This window comes from Streptomyces sp. NPDC048258 (assembly GCF_043201995.1).
GTDB lineage: Bacteria > Actinomycetota > Actinomycetes > Streptomycetales > Streptomycetaceae > Streptomyces.
Map to the genome: position 1 here is coordinate 225,151 of NZ_JBICZH010000011.1, position 15,068 is coordinate 240,218.

At 73.1% G+C, this 15,068-nt stretch carries 13 protein-coding genes; 7 read left to right on the forward strand and 6 right to left on the reverse strand.

The genetic code is table 11. The annotated features are described in order from the left end of the window. The first annotated feature begins 55 nt into the window (after positions 1 to 55). From ACGFYQ_RS25225 to ACGFYQ_RS25240, 4 genes are all read left to right on the forward strand, one after another. Positions 56 to 1,504, forward strand: a complete 1,449-nt coding sequence (locus ACGFYQ_RS25225) for a peptidoglycan D,D-transpeptidase FtsI family protein (protein WP_393747497.1) — start codon at positions 56 to 58, stop codon at positions 1,502 to 1,504. Positions 1,505 to 1,567: 63 nt separating this feature from the next. Further along, positions 1,568 to 2,059, forward strand: coding sequence for a GNAT family N-acetyltransferase (locus ACGFYQ_RS25230; protein WP_393747499.1), 492 nt, complete (start codon positions 1,568 to 1,570; stop codon positions 2,057 to 2,059). 90 nt (positions 2,060 to 2,149) lie between these two features. Further along, positions 2,150 to 2,857 (forward strand): DsbA family oxidoreductase, encoded by a 708-nt coding sequence (locus tag ACGFYQ_RS25235; protein ID WP_393747501.1) that lies wholly within the window; start codon positions 2,150 to 2,152, stop codon positions 2,855 to 2,857. Between the two features lie 69 nt (positions 2,858 to 2,926). Continuing rightward, positions 2,927 to 3,979: an aminotransferase class V-fold PLP-dependent enzyme gene (locus ACGFYQ_RS25240; protein WP_393747503.1), complete on the forward strand. Its 1,053-nt coding sequence runs from the start codon at positions 2,927 to 2,929 to the stop codon at positions 3,977 to 3,979. A 75-nt stretch (positions 3,980 to 4,054) separates the two neighbouring features. On the opposite strand, the gene ACGFYQ_RS25245 is transcribed toward ACGFYQ_RS25240, so the two are convergent. Continuing rightward, complete coding sequence (locus tag ACGFYQ_RS25245) at positions 4,055 to 4,402, reverse strand: hypothetical protein (protein ID WP_393747505.1); 348 nt, start codon at positions 4,400 to 4,402, stop codon at positions 4,055 to 4,057. A 355-nt stretch (positions 4,403 to 4,757) separates the two neighbouring features. Between ACGFYQ_RS25245 and ACGFYQ_RS25250 the strand changes: the two genes are divergently transcribed. Both ACGFYQ_RS25250 and ACGFYQ_RS25255 read left to right on the forward strand, forming a co-directional pair. Next, positions 4,758 to 5,843, forward strand: a complete 1,086-nt coding sequence (locus ACGFYQ_RS25250) for an amidohydrolase family protein (RefSeq protein WP_393747507.1) — start codon at positions 4,758 to 4,760, stop codon at positions 5,841 to 5,843. Positions 5,844 to 6,115: 272 nt separating this feature from the next. Continuing rightward, positions 6,116 to 7,063: an SCO1860 family LAETG-anchored protein gene (locus tag ACGFYQ_RS25255; RefSeq protein ID WP_393747510.1), complete on the forward strand. Its 948-nt coding sequence runs from the start codon at positions 6,116 to 6,118 to the stop codon at positions 7,061 to 7,063. Between the two features lie 54 nt (positions 7,064 to 7,117). Here the strand turns inward: ACGFYQ_RS25255 and ACGFYQ_RS25260 are convergent, their stop codons facing one another. Beyond that, the gene (locus ACGFYQ_RS25260; protein ID WP_393747648.1) at positions 7,118 to 8,341 is read right to left on the reverse strand and encodes a CapA family protein; all 1,224 of its coding nucleotides are present in this window, start codon (positions 8,339 to 8,341) and stop codon (positions 7,118 to 7,120) included. Between the two features lie 214 nt (positions 8,342 to 8,555). Continuing rightward, positions 8,556 to 9,977: an Rv2231c family pyridoxal phosphate-dependent protein CobC gene (gene cobC / locus ACGFYQ_RS25265; RefSeq protein WP_393747512.1), complete on the reverse strand. Its 1,422-nt coding sequence runs from the start codon at positions 9,975 to 9,977 to the stop codon at positions 8,556 to 8,558. Positions 9,978 to 10,105: 128 nt separating this feature from the next. On the opposite strand from cobC, the gene ACGFYQ_RS25270 reads away from it, so the two are divergent. Next, complete coding sequence (locus ACGFYQ_RS25270; protein ID WP_393747514.1) at positions 10,106 to 10,831, forward strand: ZIP family metal transporter; 726 nt, start codon at positions 10,106 to 10,108, stop codon at positions 10,829 to 10,831. A gap of 2 nt (positions 10,832 to 10,833) precedes the next feature. On the opposite strand, the gene ACGFYQ_RS25275 is transcribed toward ACGFYQ_RS25270, so the two are convergent. From ACGFYQ_RS25275 to ACGFYQ_RS25285, 3 genes are read right to left on the reverse strand one after another with little or no spacing between them, the layout of a single operon-like run. Further along, positions 10,834 to 12,345: a cobyrinate a,c-diamide synthase gene (locus ACGFYQ_RS25275; RefSeq protein WP_393747516.1), complete on the reverse strand. Its 1,512-nt coding sequence runs from the start codon at positions 12,343 to 12,345 to the stop codon at positions 10,834 to 10,836. Continuing rightward, positions 12,339 to 12,938 (reverse strand): cob(I)yrinic acid a,c-diamide adenosyltransferase, encoded by a 600-nt coding sequence (cobO, locus tag ACGFYQ_RS25280; protein ID WP_385183715.1) that lies wholly within the window; start codon positions 12,936 to 12,938, stop codon positions 12,339 to 12,341. Before cobO ends, ACGFYQ_RS25275 begins: the two co-directional genes overlap by 7 nt. Further along, the gene (locus ACGFYQ_RS25285) at positions 12,938 to 15,061 is read right to left on the reverse strand and encodes a putative cobaltochelatase (RefSeq protein WP_393747518.1); all 2,124 of its coding nucleotides are present in this window, start codon (positions 15,059 to 15,061) and stop codon (positions 12,938 to 12,940) included. Before ACGFYQ_RS25285 ends, cobO begins: the two co-directional genes overlap by 1 nt. Between the last annotated feature and the right edge of the window lie 7 nt (positions 15,062 to 15,068).

Consider the following 15,068-nt stretch of genomic DNA (forward strand, 5'->3'; position numbering starts at 1 on the left):
GCCACAATCGGGGCAGAGCGGAACGCCTGGGACCGCTGGTGCGTCCTTCTGGGGGATGAACAAGACGATCAGGCGCGCGTCGGTCTTCTGTCTGCTTCTGGTGCTGGCCCTGCTGGTCCGCGTCACCTGGGTGCAGGCATACCAAGGCCAGGCCCTCGCAGACGACAAGCACAACCGGCGGAACCTCATCGGGCAGTACGAGAACCCGCTGGGCAACATCATCGTGGGCGGGGAGGCGATCACCGGCTCGGTGAAGACGGGCGGCAAGGACTTCGGCTACAAGCGGACGTACGTCGACGGTCCGCTCTACGCGCCGATCACCGGCTACAGCTCCCAGGCCTACGGCACGACCATGCTGGAGGGCATCTACAAGAACGTCCTCAACGGCTCCGACAGCCGCCTGAAGACCATGATGGACATGCTCACCAACAAGCGCGCCGCCCCGGGCGACGTCCTGACCACCATCGACAAGGACGTGCAGAAGGCCGGCTACGACGCGCTCCAGGGCAAGCAGGGCGCCGCCGTGGCCATCGACCCCGCGACCGGCCAGATCCTCGGTGTGGTGAACAACCCCTCCTTCGACCCGGGCCGCATCACCGGCGCCAACGACGAGCAGGCCTGGACGGAGCTCTCCGCCGACAAGGGCAAGGCCATGGAGAACGTGGCCCTGCGCAAGCCCCAGGCACCCGGCTCCACCTTCAAGCTCGTCACCCTCGCCGCGGCGATCGAGAACGGCCTCGTCACCGGCATCGACCAGCAGACCGGCATCCCCGACCCGTACACCATCCCCGGCACCCGCACCCTGCTGCCCAGCGAGGCGGGTTCCGCGGCCTGCAACAACGTCTCGGTGCGCACCGCCCTGCGGCTGTCCTGCAACAACGTCTTCGCGGAGCTCGCGTCCAAGCTCGGCCAGGACAAGATGCGCGCGACGGCGGAGAAGCTCGGGTTCAACGTGCAGATCGACACCCCGGTCCGTACCAACCCGCCGAGCAAGTACCCGTCGAAGAAGATGTCGGTCGACCAGGTCGCGCAGACGGGTATCGGCCAGTTCGACGTCCAGGCCACCCCGCTCCAGATGGCGATGGTCACGGCAGCGATCGAGAACGGCGGCAAGCTCGTCGCCCCGCACATGGTCTCCGAGGTCACCGACGCCAACGGCAATGTGCTGGAAAGCTTCAAGGACCCCAAGTCCCAGCAGGTCATGGGCGAGAAGACGGCCTCGATGATCCGGGACGCCATGCGGACGGTCGCCACCGAGGGCGGCGGCAAGCCGGCCCAGGTGACGGGCGCCGAGGTGGGCGGCAAGACGGGTACCGCCCAGCGCGGCGTCAACAACAGCCTCGCGCCGCTGGCCTGGTTCACCTCGTACGGCAAGATGAACGGCAAGCAGATCGCCGTCGCCGTGGTGATCGAGAACTCGGACACCGACCGCTCCGAGATCGGTGGTGGCAAGCTGGCCGCCCCCATCGCCCAGAAGATCATGGAGGCGTGGCTGAAGAAGTAGCCACGCCGACCGCGCACGGGGCGCGCCGGGAACCGCCACGGTTCCCGGCGCGTTCCCTTTCTCATGATCAGAATCGCGCGCCCCGCCGACCTCGACGCCATTGCCGCCCTCCACACCCGGGCCCGCGCCACCTACTACCGGGGCCGCATCCCCGAGGAGGCCTACGGCGGCGAGGCCGAACTCGCCCGCACCCGCGAGGGCTGGTCCCGGGCCGTCGACCGTGCCGCCGCCGACGGCGGTGTCCTGTGCGCCGAACAGGACGGCGAGCTCACCGGGGTCGCCGCCTTCCGCACCACGGACGGCGAGACCACCCTCACCCAGCTCCACGTCGACCCGGTCCACTGGCGCCGGGGCACCGGGGCCGCCCTGCACGCGGCCTGCCTCGACGCGTGGCGCCGCGCCGGCATACGCCGGGTCCGCCTGGAGGTCTACGAGCACAACCTCCGCGCCCAGGCCTTCTACGCCACCCACGGCTGGCTCCCGGAGCCGCAGCCCACCGGCGCCGGCTCCCACCTCGTCCTCTGGCTCACGGTGGCCCCGCAGTCCGGGGAATGAGACGCGCCCCCGGTTCGTTGAAGCTAGAACTGTTTCATTCACCTTGATTCATGTCAGTCACGTCATTACGAACCGGAGAGAAGAAGGATCATGCGCGTCGAGATCTGGAGCGACATCGCCTGCCCCTGGTGCTACATCGGCAAGGCCCGTTTCACCAAGGGGCTGGCCGAGTTCGCGCACCGTGACGAGGTGGAGGTCGTCTTCCGGTCCTTCGAGCTCGACCCGAACGGTGCCAAGGGCGTCACCGCGCCGGTCGTGGAGATGCTCGCCAAGAAGTACGGCCGCACCCTCGAGGAGGCGCGCGCCATGGAGGAGCACGTCGCGGCCAGCGCCCGCGCCGAGGGGCTGACGTACCGCACCGAGGGGCGCGACCACGGCAACACCTTCGACATCCACCGGCTGCTGCACCTGGCTGCCGCCCGCGGCCGCCAGGAGGAGCTGCTCGACCTCGCCTACCGGGCCAACTTCGGTGAGGAGCGGTCCGTCTTCGACCCCGAGGTGCTGGTCGCGCTCGCCGTCGAGGCCGGGCTGGACGAGGCCGAGGCCCGCGCCGTCCTCGCCGACGGCTCCGCCTACGCCGACGAGGTCCGCGCCGACGAGCGCGAGGCCGCGGAACTGGGCGCGAACGCCGTGCCGTTCTTCGTCCTCGACCGCCGCTACGGGATCTCCGGCGGCCAGCCGGCCGAGGTGTTCACCCGCGCCCTGGAGCAGGCCTGGGCCGGGCGTGAGGTCGAGGAGCCGTCCGCCGGGGCGGATGCGTGTGAGCCCGACGGGGCGTGCGCCGCCCCGCAGGTATAAGGATCCCTTGAGGCTGACACATAAAAATAGGTAATGGACTTTGGGTCGGGCTCGGCGCAGAGTGGTCGCATGGATCTTCTCGCCGAAGTGGCCCGTGCCGAGTTCGCCCATTCCACCGCCTACCTCAACACCGCCAACTACGGGGTGCTCCCCCGTTCCGCCGTCATGGCCGTACGGGAGCTGGCCGAGGCGGCGGGGGCCGGGATCCCCGCCGGATTCGGCGACTTCGACCGGGTGAACCGGGTCCGGGCGGCCTTCGCCCGGCTGGTCGGAGTCGGTGTCGACAGGGTCGCCGTCGGCTCGGGCGTGGCCACCCACGTCGGCCTGGTCTCGGCCTCCCTCCCGGCCGGGGCCGAAGTGCTCTGCCCGGAGGGCGACTTCGCCTCCGTGATCAACCCCTTCGTGGTGCGGGGCGACCTCAAGGTCCGCTTCGCGCCGCTGGAATCCCTCGCCGAAGCCGTCGGCCCGGACACCGCGCTGGTCTCGCTGAGCGCCGTACAGTCCGCGGACGGGCGGGCGGCCGACCTGGCCGCGGTGCGTGCGGCGACGACCGCGCACGGGGCCCGCATGCTGGTGGACGCGACCCAGGCGGCGGGCTGGCTGCCCTTCGACGCGTCACCGTACGAGTACACGGTGACCGGCGGCTACAAGTGGCTGCTCGGCGCCCGCGGAGCCTCGTACCTGACCGTGTCGGAGGAGGCCCAGCACACCTTGACCCCGCTGCACGCCGGATGGGTGGCGGCGGAGTCCATGTGGGACGCCACCTACGGGCCCATGCCGCAACTGGCCGACGGGGCCCGCCGGTTCGACGAGTCCCCCGCGTTCCTCGCCTATCACGCGGCCGAGGCCTCGCTGGCCCTGCTGGACCGGATCGGCATCGACGCCGTCCACGCCCACGACACCGCTCTGGCCGCCCGCTACCGGGCCGGCCTCGCCCGCCTCGGTCACGAGCCGGTCCCCGGCGAGGCGGCCATCGTCTCGGTGCCGGGCCTCGCCCACCGGCAGCAGGCGCTCCTGGCCGCCGGCATCGTCACCTCCGCCCGCGCGGGCGCCCTGCGGGCCTCGTTCCACCTCTATGCCACCGAGGCGGACGTGGACCGGCTGCTGAACGCCCTCGACTGACGCGTCTGCGCAGGGCCGCCGCCCAGGCGGATTCCGCCGCGGCGAGAGCCGCGGTGGAACCGGCTCCCAGCTGACCTATTCATCCTTAACCGGAACGATGATGTCGAGATTTCGGATGACAACGGTGTCCACCTCCGGTTTGACCATGAAGTCATCATCATCGGACGACACTTCGGTTTCGGTCAGAACCGGTGGCACCACGCCGTCCGGCTTCTTCTCGACTATCTTGAGTACGAGCTCGTTCGGCTGCGGGTTGACCCCCGGATTGCCGTAATCCAGACGCAACTTGAAGCCTGTGCTCGGGCAGGACAGTCGCCCCTTGACAGTAACCTTCCGCCTGCCGTCGCTGAGCAAGGTTGCCACAGCCGTGAAGTTCTCGGCTGTCAGCTCGCATTGAAGCGAATTCTCTTCTGTGGCGCTCATGGGCGCTCCCTAAGCGGGCTGGGTGCTGGACTCATTCCGTTCGCGGCAACCATTCGAGCCTCCCAGCGCCAGTCGATCGCTGTGATGGCAGACGGGATGTAATGGAGTGGCTTTCGTGGGAAGTTTACCGATCAACCTCGAAATGGCGTCGCCTGAGCGGTCATGGACGAGGGGCCGTTCAAAGGCCGATTGCCCGAAGTGCTTCCAGTGTGTGCCGGTGTCCCACTCATTGCCACACGTGGTCGTGGCGGCCGTCCGCGCGGGCGAATGCGACCTCGGAGCCTGACCGGGTAGGCGCGCGGTGGAGTCCGGGGCTACCGCATGAGCCTGCCGAGGGCGCCGTTACAGTGCCGACATGAGCGATGTGCTGCACGTGAAGGGGCGGGTGCTGGTCGGGCCCCACGAGGTCCGCGACGAGCTCTGGGTGGTCGGGGGCCGGATCTCCTACGAGCGTCCGGGTTCCGCCCGGGAGGTCACCACGGTGACCGGCTGGGCCCTGCCGGGACTGGTCGACGCGCACTGCCACGTGGGGCTGGACGCCCACGGCCCGGTCGACGCCGCGACCTCCGAGCGGCAGGCGCTCACCGACCGCGATGCGGGCACCCTGCTGATCCGCGACGCCGGGTCGCCCTCCGACACCCGCTGGATCGACGGCCGCGAGGACCTGCCGAAGATCATCCGGGCGGGCCGGCACATCGCGCGCACCCGCCGCTACATCCGCAACTACGCCCATGAGATCGAGCCGGCGGACCTCGTCGAGTACGTGGGCCGCGAGGCGGTGCGCGGCGACGGCTGGGTGAAGCTGGTCGGCGACTGGATCGAACGCGAGGCCGGGGACCTGACGGCCTGCTGGCCGCGCGCCGAGGTGGAGGCGGCCATCGCCGAGGCGCACCGGCTGGGCGCCCGGGTCACGGCGCACTGCTTCGCCGAGGACTCGCTGCGCGACCTGGTCGAGGCGGGCATCGACTGCATCGAACACGCCACCGGCCTCACCGAGGACACCATCCCGCTGTTCGCGGAGCGGGGGGTCGCGATCGTCCCGACCCTCGTGAACATCGCGACGTTCCCGAAGCTGGCGGCGGGCGGCGAGGCGAAGTTCCCGAAGTGGTCGGCGCACATGCGCCGGCTCCACGAGCGGCGCTACGACACCGTGCGGGCCGCCTACGACGCGGGCATCGCGGTGTACGTCGGCACCGACGCGGGGGGTTCCCTGCCGCACGGCCTGGTCGCGGCGGAGGTCGAGGAGCTGGTGAAGGCCGGGATCCCGCCGCTGGACGCCCTCTCGGCGACGGCCTGGGCGGCCCGCGAGTGGCTCGGCAGGCCGGGTCTTACCGAGGGGGCGCCGGCGGACCTCGTGGTCTACGCCGCCGACCCGCGGGCCGACGTACGCGCGCTCGCGCGGCCGCTGCGGGTCGTCGTGAACGGCAAGGTCCGGGCCTGAGCGGCGTGTTGACGCCGCGTGACGTCGCGGGCCCGGCGGTCGTTAAGAACAGCCGTGTTCGCCGCATGTCTGTGAAAGGGGAGAACTCGCGTTCTTCCTGAGGCGCAGTTATTCGAATGTATGCATGGAAACCACCCTTTGGGGTGAACTCACGTCAGGTGGCTGCCCGTTCACTCACAGTGCGTAAAGATTCCGGGGTCGAGGCCGTCGGCGCGCGCAATGTCCCCCATTGGCGGCGCGACGGCTCCCATCTCCCCGGGGGTTCCACCACCTTGAACAGCAACACCTTCCGCATGCCCGCGGCCGTCCTGCTCGCCACGGGAGCGGTGGCCCTGCTCGCCGCTCCGCCCGCCTCCGCCACGGGAGGCGGCGGCGCCGGGGGCGAGGGCAAGGCCGGCGCCGTCGTCCTGCGCACCACCCTGGACGTGGGCCTGCTCAACAAGTCCGTGCACCTCCCGCTCAAGACCTCCCTCAACGAGGTCAGCGCCCCGGCGGCGGCCGAGAAGACGGCGCTGACGGTCACCCTGGACGGCGTCGAGGGCGGTGCGCCGGTCAGCGTGCTCCGCGCCGACGTGGCCACCTCCAAGGCGACCGCGGACAAGAGCCGGGCCGAGGCGGAGGCCAACCTCGCCAAGGCCCGCGTGCACGTGCCCGGGCTGCCGGCGCTCTCGCTCATCGAGGTGGAGAAGGTCACCTCCAAGGCCGTCTGCGAGGCGGGCAAGCAGCCGGTGGCCAGCGCGAACGTGCTCGGGACGGTGACCGCGCTCGGCAAGCGCGTCACCCTGTCGGCCGGCGGCCCCACCAAGCTGGAGGTGCCGGGGGTGGGCCTGGTCAGCCTGGAACTGTCCGGTACGCAGACCACCTCCACCACGGCCGCCGCGGCCGCGCTCCGCCTCAAGGTGTCGGTGAACCCGCTGAACCTGAACGTGGCGCAGGTGGAGGGCGAGGTCGTGCTCGCCGAGGCGCACTGCGAGTCCCCGACGGCCCCCACGCCGACCCCGTCCGCGAAGTCGGACGTCAAGCCGGACGCCAAGTCGGACGTCAAGCCCCAGACCGGGACGGCGAAGGGCGCCGGCAGCGGGTCCGCCGTCACCACCGACGCCAACCTGGCCGAGACCGGCGGCGGTTCATTGACCCCCTACGTCGCGGGCGGCGCGCTGGTCCTGCTCGCGATCGGCGGGGGCGCTCTCCTCGTGACCCGGCGGGGCAGGGCCTCGTAGCGCCGTCGGGGACGCGGGAGCGACGCCGCCCGAGGAGCACACGGAGGGGAGTGCTCAGCGGGTGGCGTGCTCCAGGCCCTGTCCGCCCGCGCCGCGTGACAGCACGGCCTCGGTGACCTGCTCGTCGATCCGGGCGTACTCGCTCCGCTTGGCGGCCGGGACCGTGTCGTCGGAGGCCGCGCACGAGGCGCAGACCACGCGGAACGGCGGCCCCATGTCCGAGTACTGCGTGAGGAATTCGGCCTTCACCACCTCCCAGCGGCCCGTGTGGGCCGCCGCCGGGGCGAAGGTGAACCGGGGGACCGACGACTGGTTGCCGCGCAGCTTGTCGGCCGGTACGAAGCTGGCGACCTGGTCGCCCATGCCGAAGACCACCCAGGTGCCGTTGATCTTCTCGTAGGGCTGCGGCACGTGGTTGTGCGTGCCGATGACGAGATCGATGTCCGCGAGGCCGTCGGCCCCGCGGGAGGCGGTCAGCGCCTGCGCCAGCTCGCGCTGCTGCTCATCGGGCGCGGTCTGCCACTCGGTGCCCCAGTGGACGCTGAGCACCACCACGTTCGCGCCGCCGGCCCGGGCGGCGCGGGCGTCGGCGATGATCCGGTCCTTGTCGATCAGGTTGACGGCCCACGGCTTGCCCTCGGGGAGCGGGATGCCGTTCGTGCCGTACGTGTAGTCCAGCTGGGCGACCTTCGCGCCACCGGCCGAGAGCAGGGCCGGGGCCTTGGCCTCCTCCGCGCTGCGGGCCGAGCCGACGTGCGGGATGCCGACCCGGTCGAGGTGTTCGAGGGTGCGGGCGAGGCCGTCGTACCCGTCGTCCAGGGTGTGGTTCGAGGCGGTGGAACAGCTGTCGTACCCGGCGTCCTTGAGCGCGTCGGCCAGCTGGTGCGGGGCTTTGAAGGTCGGGTACCCGGTGTAGGGGCCGCCGGGCCGCCCGTACGGTATCTCGTGGTGGCATATCGCCAGGTCGGCGGCGGAGACCAGGGGTTTGACCCCGGCGAGTATCTTCCGGAAGTCGTGCTCCCCGGCCTTGTCGGCGTCGTCCGCGGACCGCTGGATGATCGACGGGTACGGGATGATGTCGCCCGTCGCCACCAGGGTGAACGGCCGCCCGGCCGGGGCCGCGCTCGGCTGGGCGGGCCCGGTGTCGGGCTTGCCCTGGAGCCGCTGTTCCGTCGTCGGTGCGGAACCCTTGCCGAGCAGTCCCGGTACGACGAGGATCCCGCCGCCCACGACGGCCAGCCCGGCCACGGCCGCGCCTATCCGCGCGGATGCCTTCATCATGTCCCCCTGTGGTCACACCCCGTTGATGCGGGTGGTTTCGCGTACGCCGCCCGCAGGCGCCATCGTAGGCGCGCTGCCCCGGGCGAGCCGTCCGGGACGAGCCGTCCGCGTCGGGCCGTCCGCGTCGGGTCGTCGGGCAGCGGCGGCACTCCGAGCCCGCGGCGGCTGCGCCGGCGGTCATCCCCCGTCCGTACAGGCCCGGTTCCCCACCTCAGCGCGCGGCCAGCGCAAGGGCGTGGTCCAGGGCCTGGAGGAGCCGGCCAGTCGTGACGCGGTCGCGGACCGCCAGCCGCAGCCAGGAGCGGTCCAGCCCCGGGAAGGTGTCCCCCCGGCGGACGGCGAAGCCGAGGGCGCGCAGCCGGGTGCGTACCTGCGCGCCGTCCGCCACCTGGATCAGGACGAACGGCCCCTGCGCCACCCCCGCGACCGTGACCTCGTCGAACTCCGCCAGTCCGGCCAGCAGATGGGCCCGGTCGACCGCGATCCGCCGCGCCGCCTCCTCCGCCTCGGCCAGCGCCGCCGGACTCACACAGGCCTCGGCCGCCACCAGCGCCGGGGTCGACACCGGCCACAGCGGCTGGGCGGCCGCCAGCTTCGCGATCACCTGCGGCTCGGCCAGTACGTAGCCGATCCGCAGCCCCGCCAGCCCCCAGGTCTTCGTCAGGCTCCGCAGCACCACCAGCCCGGGGACGTCCATCCGCCCGGCCAGGGCCTCCCGTTCGCCCGGGACGGCGTCCATGAACGCCTCGTCCACCACCAGGATCCGGCCCGGCCGGGCCAGCGCGGCCAGCGTCGCCGCCGGGTGCAGGACCGACGTCGGGTTGGTCGGGTTGCCGATCACCACCAGGTCCGCGTCCTCGGGCACCGCCGCCGGGTCCAGCCGGAACCCGTCCTCCGGCCGCAGCACCACCCGCTCCACCCGGTGCCCCGCGTCCCGCAGGGCCGCCTCCGGCTCGGTGAACTGCGGATGCACCACGACCGGCCGTACGGCGCCCAGCGCCCGGGCGATCAGCACGAAGGCCTCCGCCGCCCCGGCCGTCAGGAGCACCCGCTCGACGGGCAGCCCGTGCCGGTCCGCCACCGCCGCGCGGGCGGCCCGGCCGTCCGGGTACGCGGCGAGATCCCCGAGGGAGGCGGCGATCCGCTGCTTGAGCCACTCCGGGGGCGTGCCCGCCCGTACGTTGACCGCGAGGTCCACCAGGGCGGAGCCCGCGTCCATCACCTCCGCGTCGCCGTGGTGGCGCAGGTCGTGCGCCTGCGCCGTCGCCACCGCGCAGGTCGCGGCCACCGACCGCCGCTTCGGCACGAGGAGTTCACCGCCGCCCGCGAGCGCCGCGGCCTCAGCCACCGACGGCGTCCCGGCGGCGGTGCGCGCCGCCTCCGAGGGGTGCGGCACGGCGATCTCGGCCAGCCGTGCGGCGGGGTAGGCGATGAGGGGCACGCCGAAACGTTCCGCCGCGCCCGCTATCCCCGCCTCGCCCGCCTTCGAGTCCACCGTGGCCAGCGCCGTCACCGCCGCCGAGGCCAGCCCGGCCCCCCGCAGCGTCTCCTCGACCAGGGCACAGACCTCCGCCACGGAAACCCCCGCGCGTCCGCCGACCCCGACCACCAGCTGCGTCGCGTACTCGCCCACCGGGGGTCCTCCCTCCGTAGTCACCGTCACCGGTACGTCCACCGCCACCGGTCAGTCGTCAACAGTCCGCCGCCCGCCACCCGCGCGCGGAAGTGCGCGCGGGGCGGGGAATCGGTATTCAGGGGCACATGGCCGTGATCGTGGCGCTGGGCGCGTTCCTGATGACCCTGGCGGGCGGATGGACGGCGCAACGCGTCACCGACCGCCGCCACCTCGTGCTGGGCCTGGCGGGCGGGCTGATGCTCGGCGTCGTCGGCCTCGACCTGCTTCCGGAGGCGCTGCACGCGGCGGGTAACGAGGTGTTCGGCGTCCCGCTCGCCCTGCTGCTCTTCGTGGGCGGATTCCTCGTCGCGCACGTCGTGGAACGGGTCCTCGCCGTACGCCAGGCCGCGCACGGCGCGGAGGACGGCGGCCGCGCCCCTCAGGTCGGGCTCACCGCGGCCGCCGCGATGGTCGGCCACAGCCTCGCCGACGGCGTGGCCCTGGGAGCGGCCTTCCAGGTCGGCGGGGGGATGGGGGTGGCCGTGGCACTGGCCGTCATCACCCACGACTTCGCCGACGGGTTCAACACGTACACGCTCACCAGCCTCTACGGGAACGACCGCCGCAAGGCCCTGATGATGCTCTTCGCGGACGCCGCCGCCCCCGTCGTGGGCGCGGCGTCCACTCTGCTGTTCACCCTTCCGGAGGAACCGCTCGGCGCCTACCTCGGCTTCTTCGGCGGGGTGCTGCTGTACCTGGCGGCCGCCGAGATCCTGCCCGAGGCGCACCACCGACACCCCGCCCTGTCCACGCTGATGTGCACGGTGGGCGGGGTGGCCGGGATCTGGCTCGTGGTGGGGATCGCGGACTGAGTTCACCGCCCGGCGGCCGCGGCTTCCGTGAACCGGAGCGCCACGGACGGCTCCGCCGCCCAGTGCGTGTGCAGGTAGCTGGCGTGCACGCCCTGCTGTACGAAGCCCTCGACGCGGCGTTCCGGGTGCGTGAACCCCCACGCCGGCGCGGCTCCGGCGCCCGGCTCGATCACCGTCCGGTGGAACTCGTGGCCGCGCAGCCGGGTGCCGGCGGGCGCGAGCGCGCTGTCGGACACCGCGACCGCCTCGCGGTAGCCCAGCGTGAGGCGCTCCGACATCCGCGCGTCGGCGTCGAGCACCCCGCACATGGGCTTCCCGTCCAGCGACCGCGCGAGGTACAGCAGCCCGGCGCACTCGGCGGCCACCGGGCCGCCGGCCGCGGCGAAGGCGGCGACGGCCTTGCGGAGCGGTTCGTTGGCGGACAGCTCGGGCGCGTACACCTCGGGGAACCCGCCGCCGATCACCAGGCCGGTGGCCCCCTCGGGCAGCGCCTCGTCCCTGAGCGGGTCGAAGGTGACGACGTCGGCCCCGGCCGCGGTGAGCAGCTCCGCGTGCTCGGCGTAGGAGAACGTGAACGCCGCCCCGCCCGCGACGGCGACGACGGGCCGCCGCCTGCCGAGGTCCGCGGGTGCGGCGCCGTCGCTGGGGCTCCGCCCCGGACCCCGCGCCTCAAACTCCCCCAGACTTCGTCCGGGGGGACCCCCAGGCGAGGCTGGATCTGGCTGCTGCTGTCGAGGCGCGGGGTTCGGGGCGGAGCCCCGAGTGCCCGTCAGGGCACCTTCCGGCGACCACGGCTCGCAGTGCAGGGCCGGGGCCGTGCGGGCCAGGGCCAGCAGGGCGTCCAGGTCGCAGCCGGCCCGGACCTGGGCGGCCAGCGCCGCCACCGCGGCCAGGGCGTCGGCGCGGCGCTCCGCGACCGGGACCAGCCCCAGGTGCCGCGACGGCGCGGCCACCTGAGGCACCCGCCGCAGGGCGCCGAGCACCGGCATCCCCGCCTCCTCCAGCGCCTCCCGCAGCATCACCTCGTGCCGGTCGGAGCCGACCTTGTTCAGGATCACGCCCCCCAGCCGCACCTGCGGGTCGAAGGAGGCGAAGCCGTGCACCAGCGCCGCCACCGACCGCGACTGCGACGAGGCGTCGACCACCAGCACCACCGGCGCCCGCAGCAGCTTCGCGACCTGCGCCGTCGACGCCAGTTCCCCCCGGCCCGCGGCCCCGTCGTACAGGCCCATCACGCCCTCGACCACGGCGAGGTCGCACCCCGCCGCCCCGTGCGCGAACAGCGGAGCGACCAGTTCCGGCCCGCACATGAAGGCGTCCAGGTTGCGCCCCGGGCGGCCCGTGGCCAGCGCGTGGTAGCCGGGGTCGATGTAGTCGGGCCCGGCCTTGTGCGGGGACACGGCGAGGCCGCGCTCCGAGAAGGCCGCCATCAGGCCCGTGGCGACGGTGGTCTTGCCGCTGCCGGACGACGGCGCGGCGACGACCAGCCGGGGAACGTTGAACGAAGTCACCACTCGATGCCTCTCTGGCCCTTCTGGCCGGCGTCCATCGGGTGCTTGACCTTGGTCATCTCGGTGACGAGATCCGCGAACTCCACCAGCTTCTCCGGCGCGTTGCGCCCCGTGATCACCACGTGCTGGGTCCCGGGACGGTTGCGCAGCACCTCGATGACCTCGTCGACGTCGATCCAGCCCCAGTGCATGGGGTACGCGAACTCGTCGAGAACGTACAGCTTGTGCGTCTCGGCGGCCAGATCGCGCTTGACCTGTTCCCAGCCCTCCTTGGCCGCCTGCTCGTTGTCGAGCTGCGCGTCCCGCTGCACCCAGGACCAGCCCTCGCCCATCTTGTGCCAGACGACGGAGCCGCCCTCGCCGGAGGCGCCGAGGACCTTGAGCGCGTTCTCCTCGCCGACCTTCCACTTCGCCGACTTGACGAACTGGAACACCCCGATCGGCCAGCCCTGGTTCCAGGCGCGCAGCGCCAGCCCGAAGGCCGCCGTGGACTTGCCCTTGCCGGGCCCGGTGTGGACGAAGACGAGCGGGCGGTTGCGGCGCTGGCGCGTCGTGAGCCCGTCGTCCGGAACGACGGTCGGCTGTCCCTGAGGCATTACGCGGCCCTCCTGTGGGTTTCGGATGTCCCTGCGGTACGTACGTTCTTCACGAGCCCGGCCAGCGAATCGGCCCGCAGCCCGTCGAGCGTGACGGCGGGCCCGCCGAGGTCGGTGGCCAGGACGCCGGCCAGCCCCAGCCGGACCGGCCCCGACTCGCAGTCCACGACCACGGACGCGACGCCCCCGGCCTGCAGCAGCCGGGCGCTGCGCCCGGCGAGCTCCCTCGGGTCGCCGACCACGCCGCCGGCCGAGGTGGCCCGCCCGTCGGTGACGACCACCAGCAGCGGGCGCCGGCTCGGATCCCGCAGCCGCTCGATCCGCAGCACCTCGTGGGCCTTCAGCAGCCCGGCGGCCAGCGGGGTGCGGCCACCGGTCGGCAGCCGCTCCAGCCGGGCCGCGGCCGCGTCCACCGAGGAGGTGGGGGGCAGCGCCAGTTCGGCGGTCGCCCCCCGGAAGGTGATCAGACCGACCTTGTCCCGGCGCTGGTAGGCGTCCAGGAGCAGCGACAGCACGGCGCCCTTGACCGCGCTCATGCGCTGCCGGGCGGCCATCGAGCCGGAGGCGTCGACGACGAAGAGGACGAGGTTGCCCTCGCGGCCCTCCCGCGTGGCCTGGCGCAGGTCGTCCTTGCGGATCACCAGGCCGGGCCCGCTGCGCCCGCGCGCCTTCTGGTGCGGGGCGGCAGCGTGCACGGTGGCCGCCAGGTGCAGCTTCGTCAGCTGGCCCCGGGGCCGCTGGGCCCCGGTGGTCCGGCCGTGGGCGGTGCGGGCGCGCGAACGCCGCCCGGCAGCGCCCTCGCCGAGCCCCGGCACGCTCAGCATCTTGGTACGGAACGGCTCGGCGGCCCGTACGGCCGCCTGCTCGGGCCCGCCGGCTCCGCCGTCGCCCTGGGCGGGCTGCGGCTCGGGGGCCTCAGGGGCCTCGGAGGTCTCGGAGGTCTCGGAGGCTTCCGAAGGGGCTTCCGGCGATGCCTCAGGGGTCTCGGGTCCCTCGGGCCCGTCACCCTGCGGGGGCACTCCGCCGCCCCCGCCGTCGGGGCCGCCGTCGTCCGGACCTTCGGGCCCGGGCTCCGGGTCGGGTTCGTTCTCCGGCTCCGGTTCCGGGTCCTCGTCCTCGAACCGGTCCAGGATCTCGTCCAGCTTGTCCTCGTCCAGGCCCGGCGCGTCGAACGGACTGCGCCGCCGCCGGTGGGGGAGGGCCAGCAGCGCGGCCTGCCGTACGTCCTCCTTCAGCACGGTGGTCCGCCCCGCCCAGGCGGCCAGCGCCGTCGCGGTCCGGGCCATCACGATGTCGGCCCGCATCCCGTCGACCTCGAAGGCGGCGCAGGCCGCGGCGATCTGGAGCAGCGCGTTGTCTCCGAGCGCCACCTTCGGCAGCAGGGCCCGCGCGGCCACCACCCGGGCCCGTACGTCCCGTTCGTCATCGGCCCAGCGCGTCGCGAAACCGGCCGGGTCGTCCTCGTAGGCGAGTCGGCGGCGTACGACCTCCACCCGCTGGGCGGGCTCGCGGGAGGCGGCGACCTCGACGGTCAGCCCGAACCGGTCGAGGAGCTGCGGCCGCAGCTCGCCCTCCTCGGGGTTCATCGTGCCGACGAGCAGGAAGCGGGCGGCGTGGCGGACGGAGACGCCCTCGCGCTCGACGTACGAGGCGCCCATCGCGGCGGCGTCCAGCAGCAGGTCGATCAGGTGGTCGTGGAGCAGGTTGACCTCGTCGACGTACAGGATCCCGCGGTGCGCGTCGGCGAGCAGGCCGGGCTCGAAGGCCTTCACGCCTTCCGCCAGGGCCCGTTCGATGTCGAGGGCGCCGACGAGGCGGTCCTCGGAGGCGCCGACGGGCAGCTCCACCATGCGGGCGGGCCGGGGGCTGCCCGGGCCGGGCTCGTGCGGGCCGTCCGGGCAGGCCGGGTCCGGCGCGGTCGGCGCGCACGAGAACCGGCAGCCGGGGACCACGTCGACCTGCGGCAGCAGCGCGGACAGCGCGCGCACGGCGGTGGACTTGGCGGTCCCCTTCTCGCCGCGCACCAGCACACCACCGACCGCCGGGCTCACGGCGTTGAGCAGGAGCGCCAGCCGCAGGTCGGTCTGGCCGACCACTGCGGTGAACGGATAGGGCGTGCTCATGCGTTGC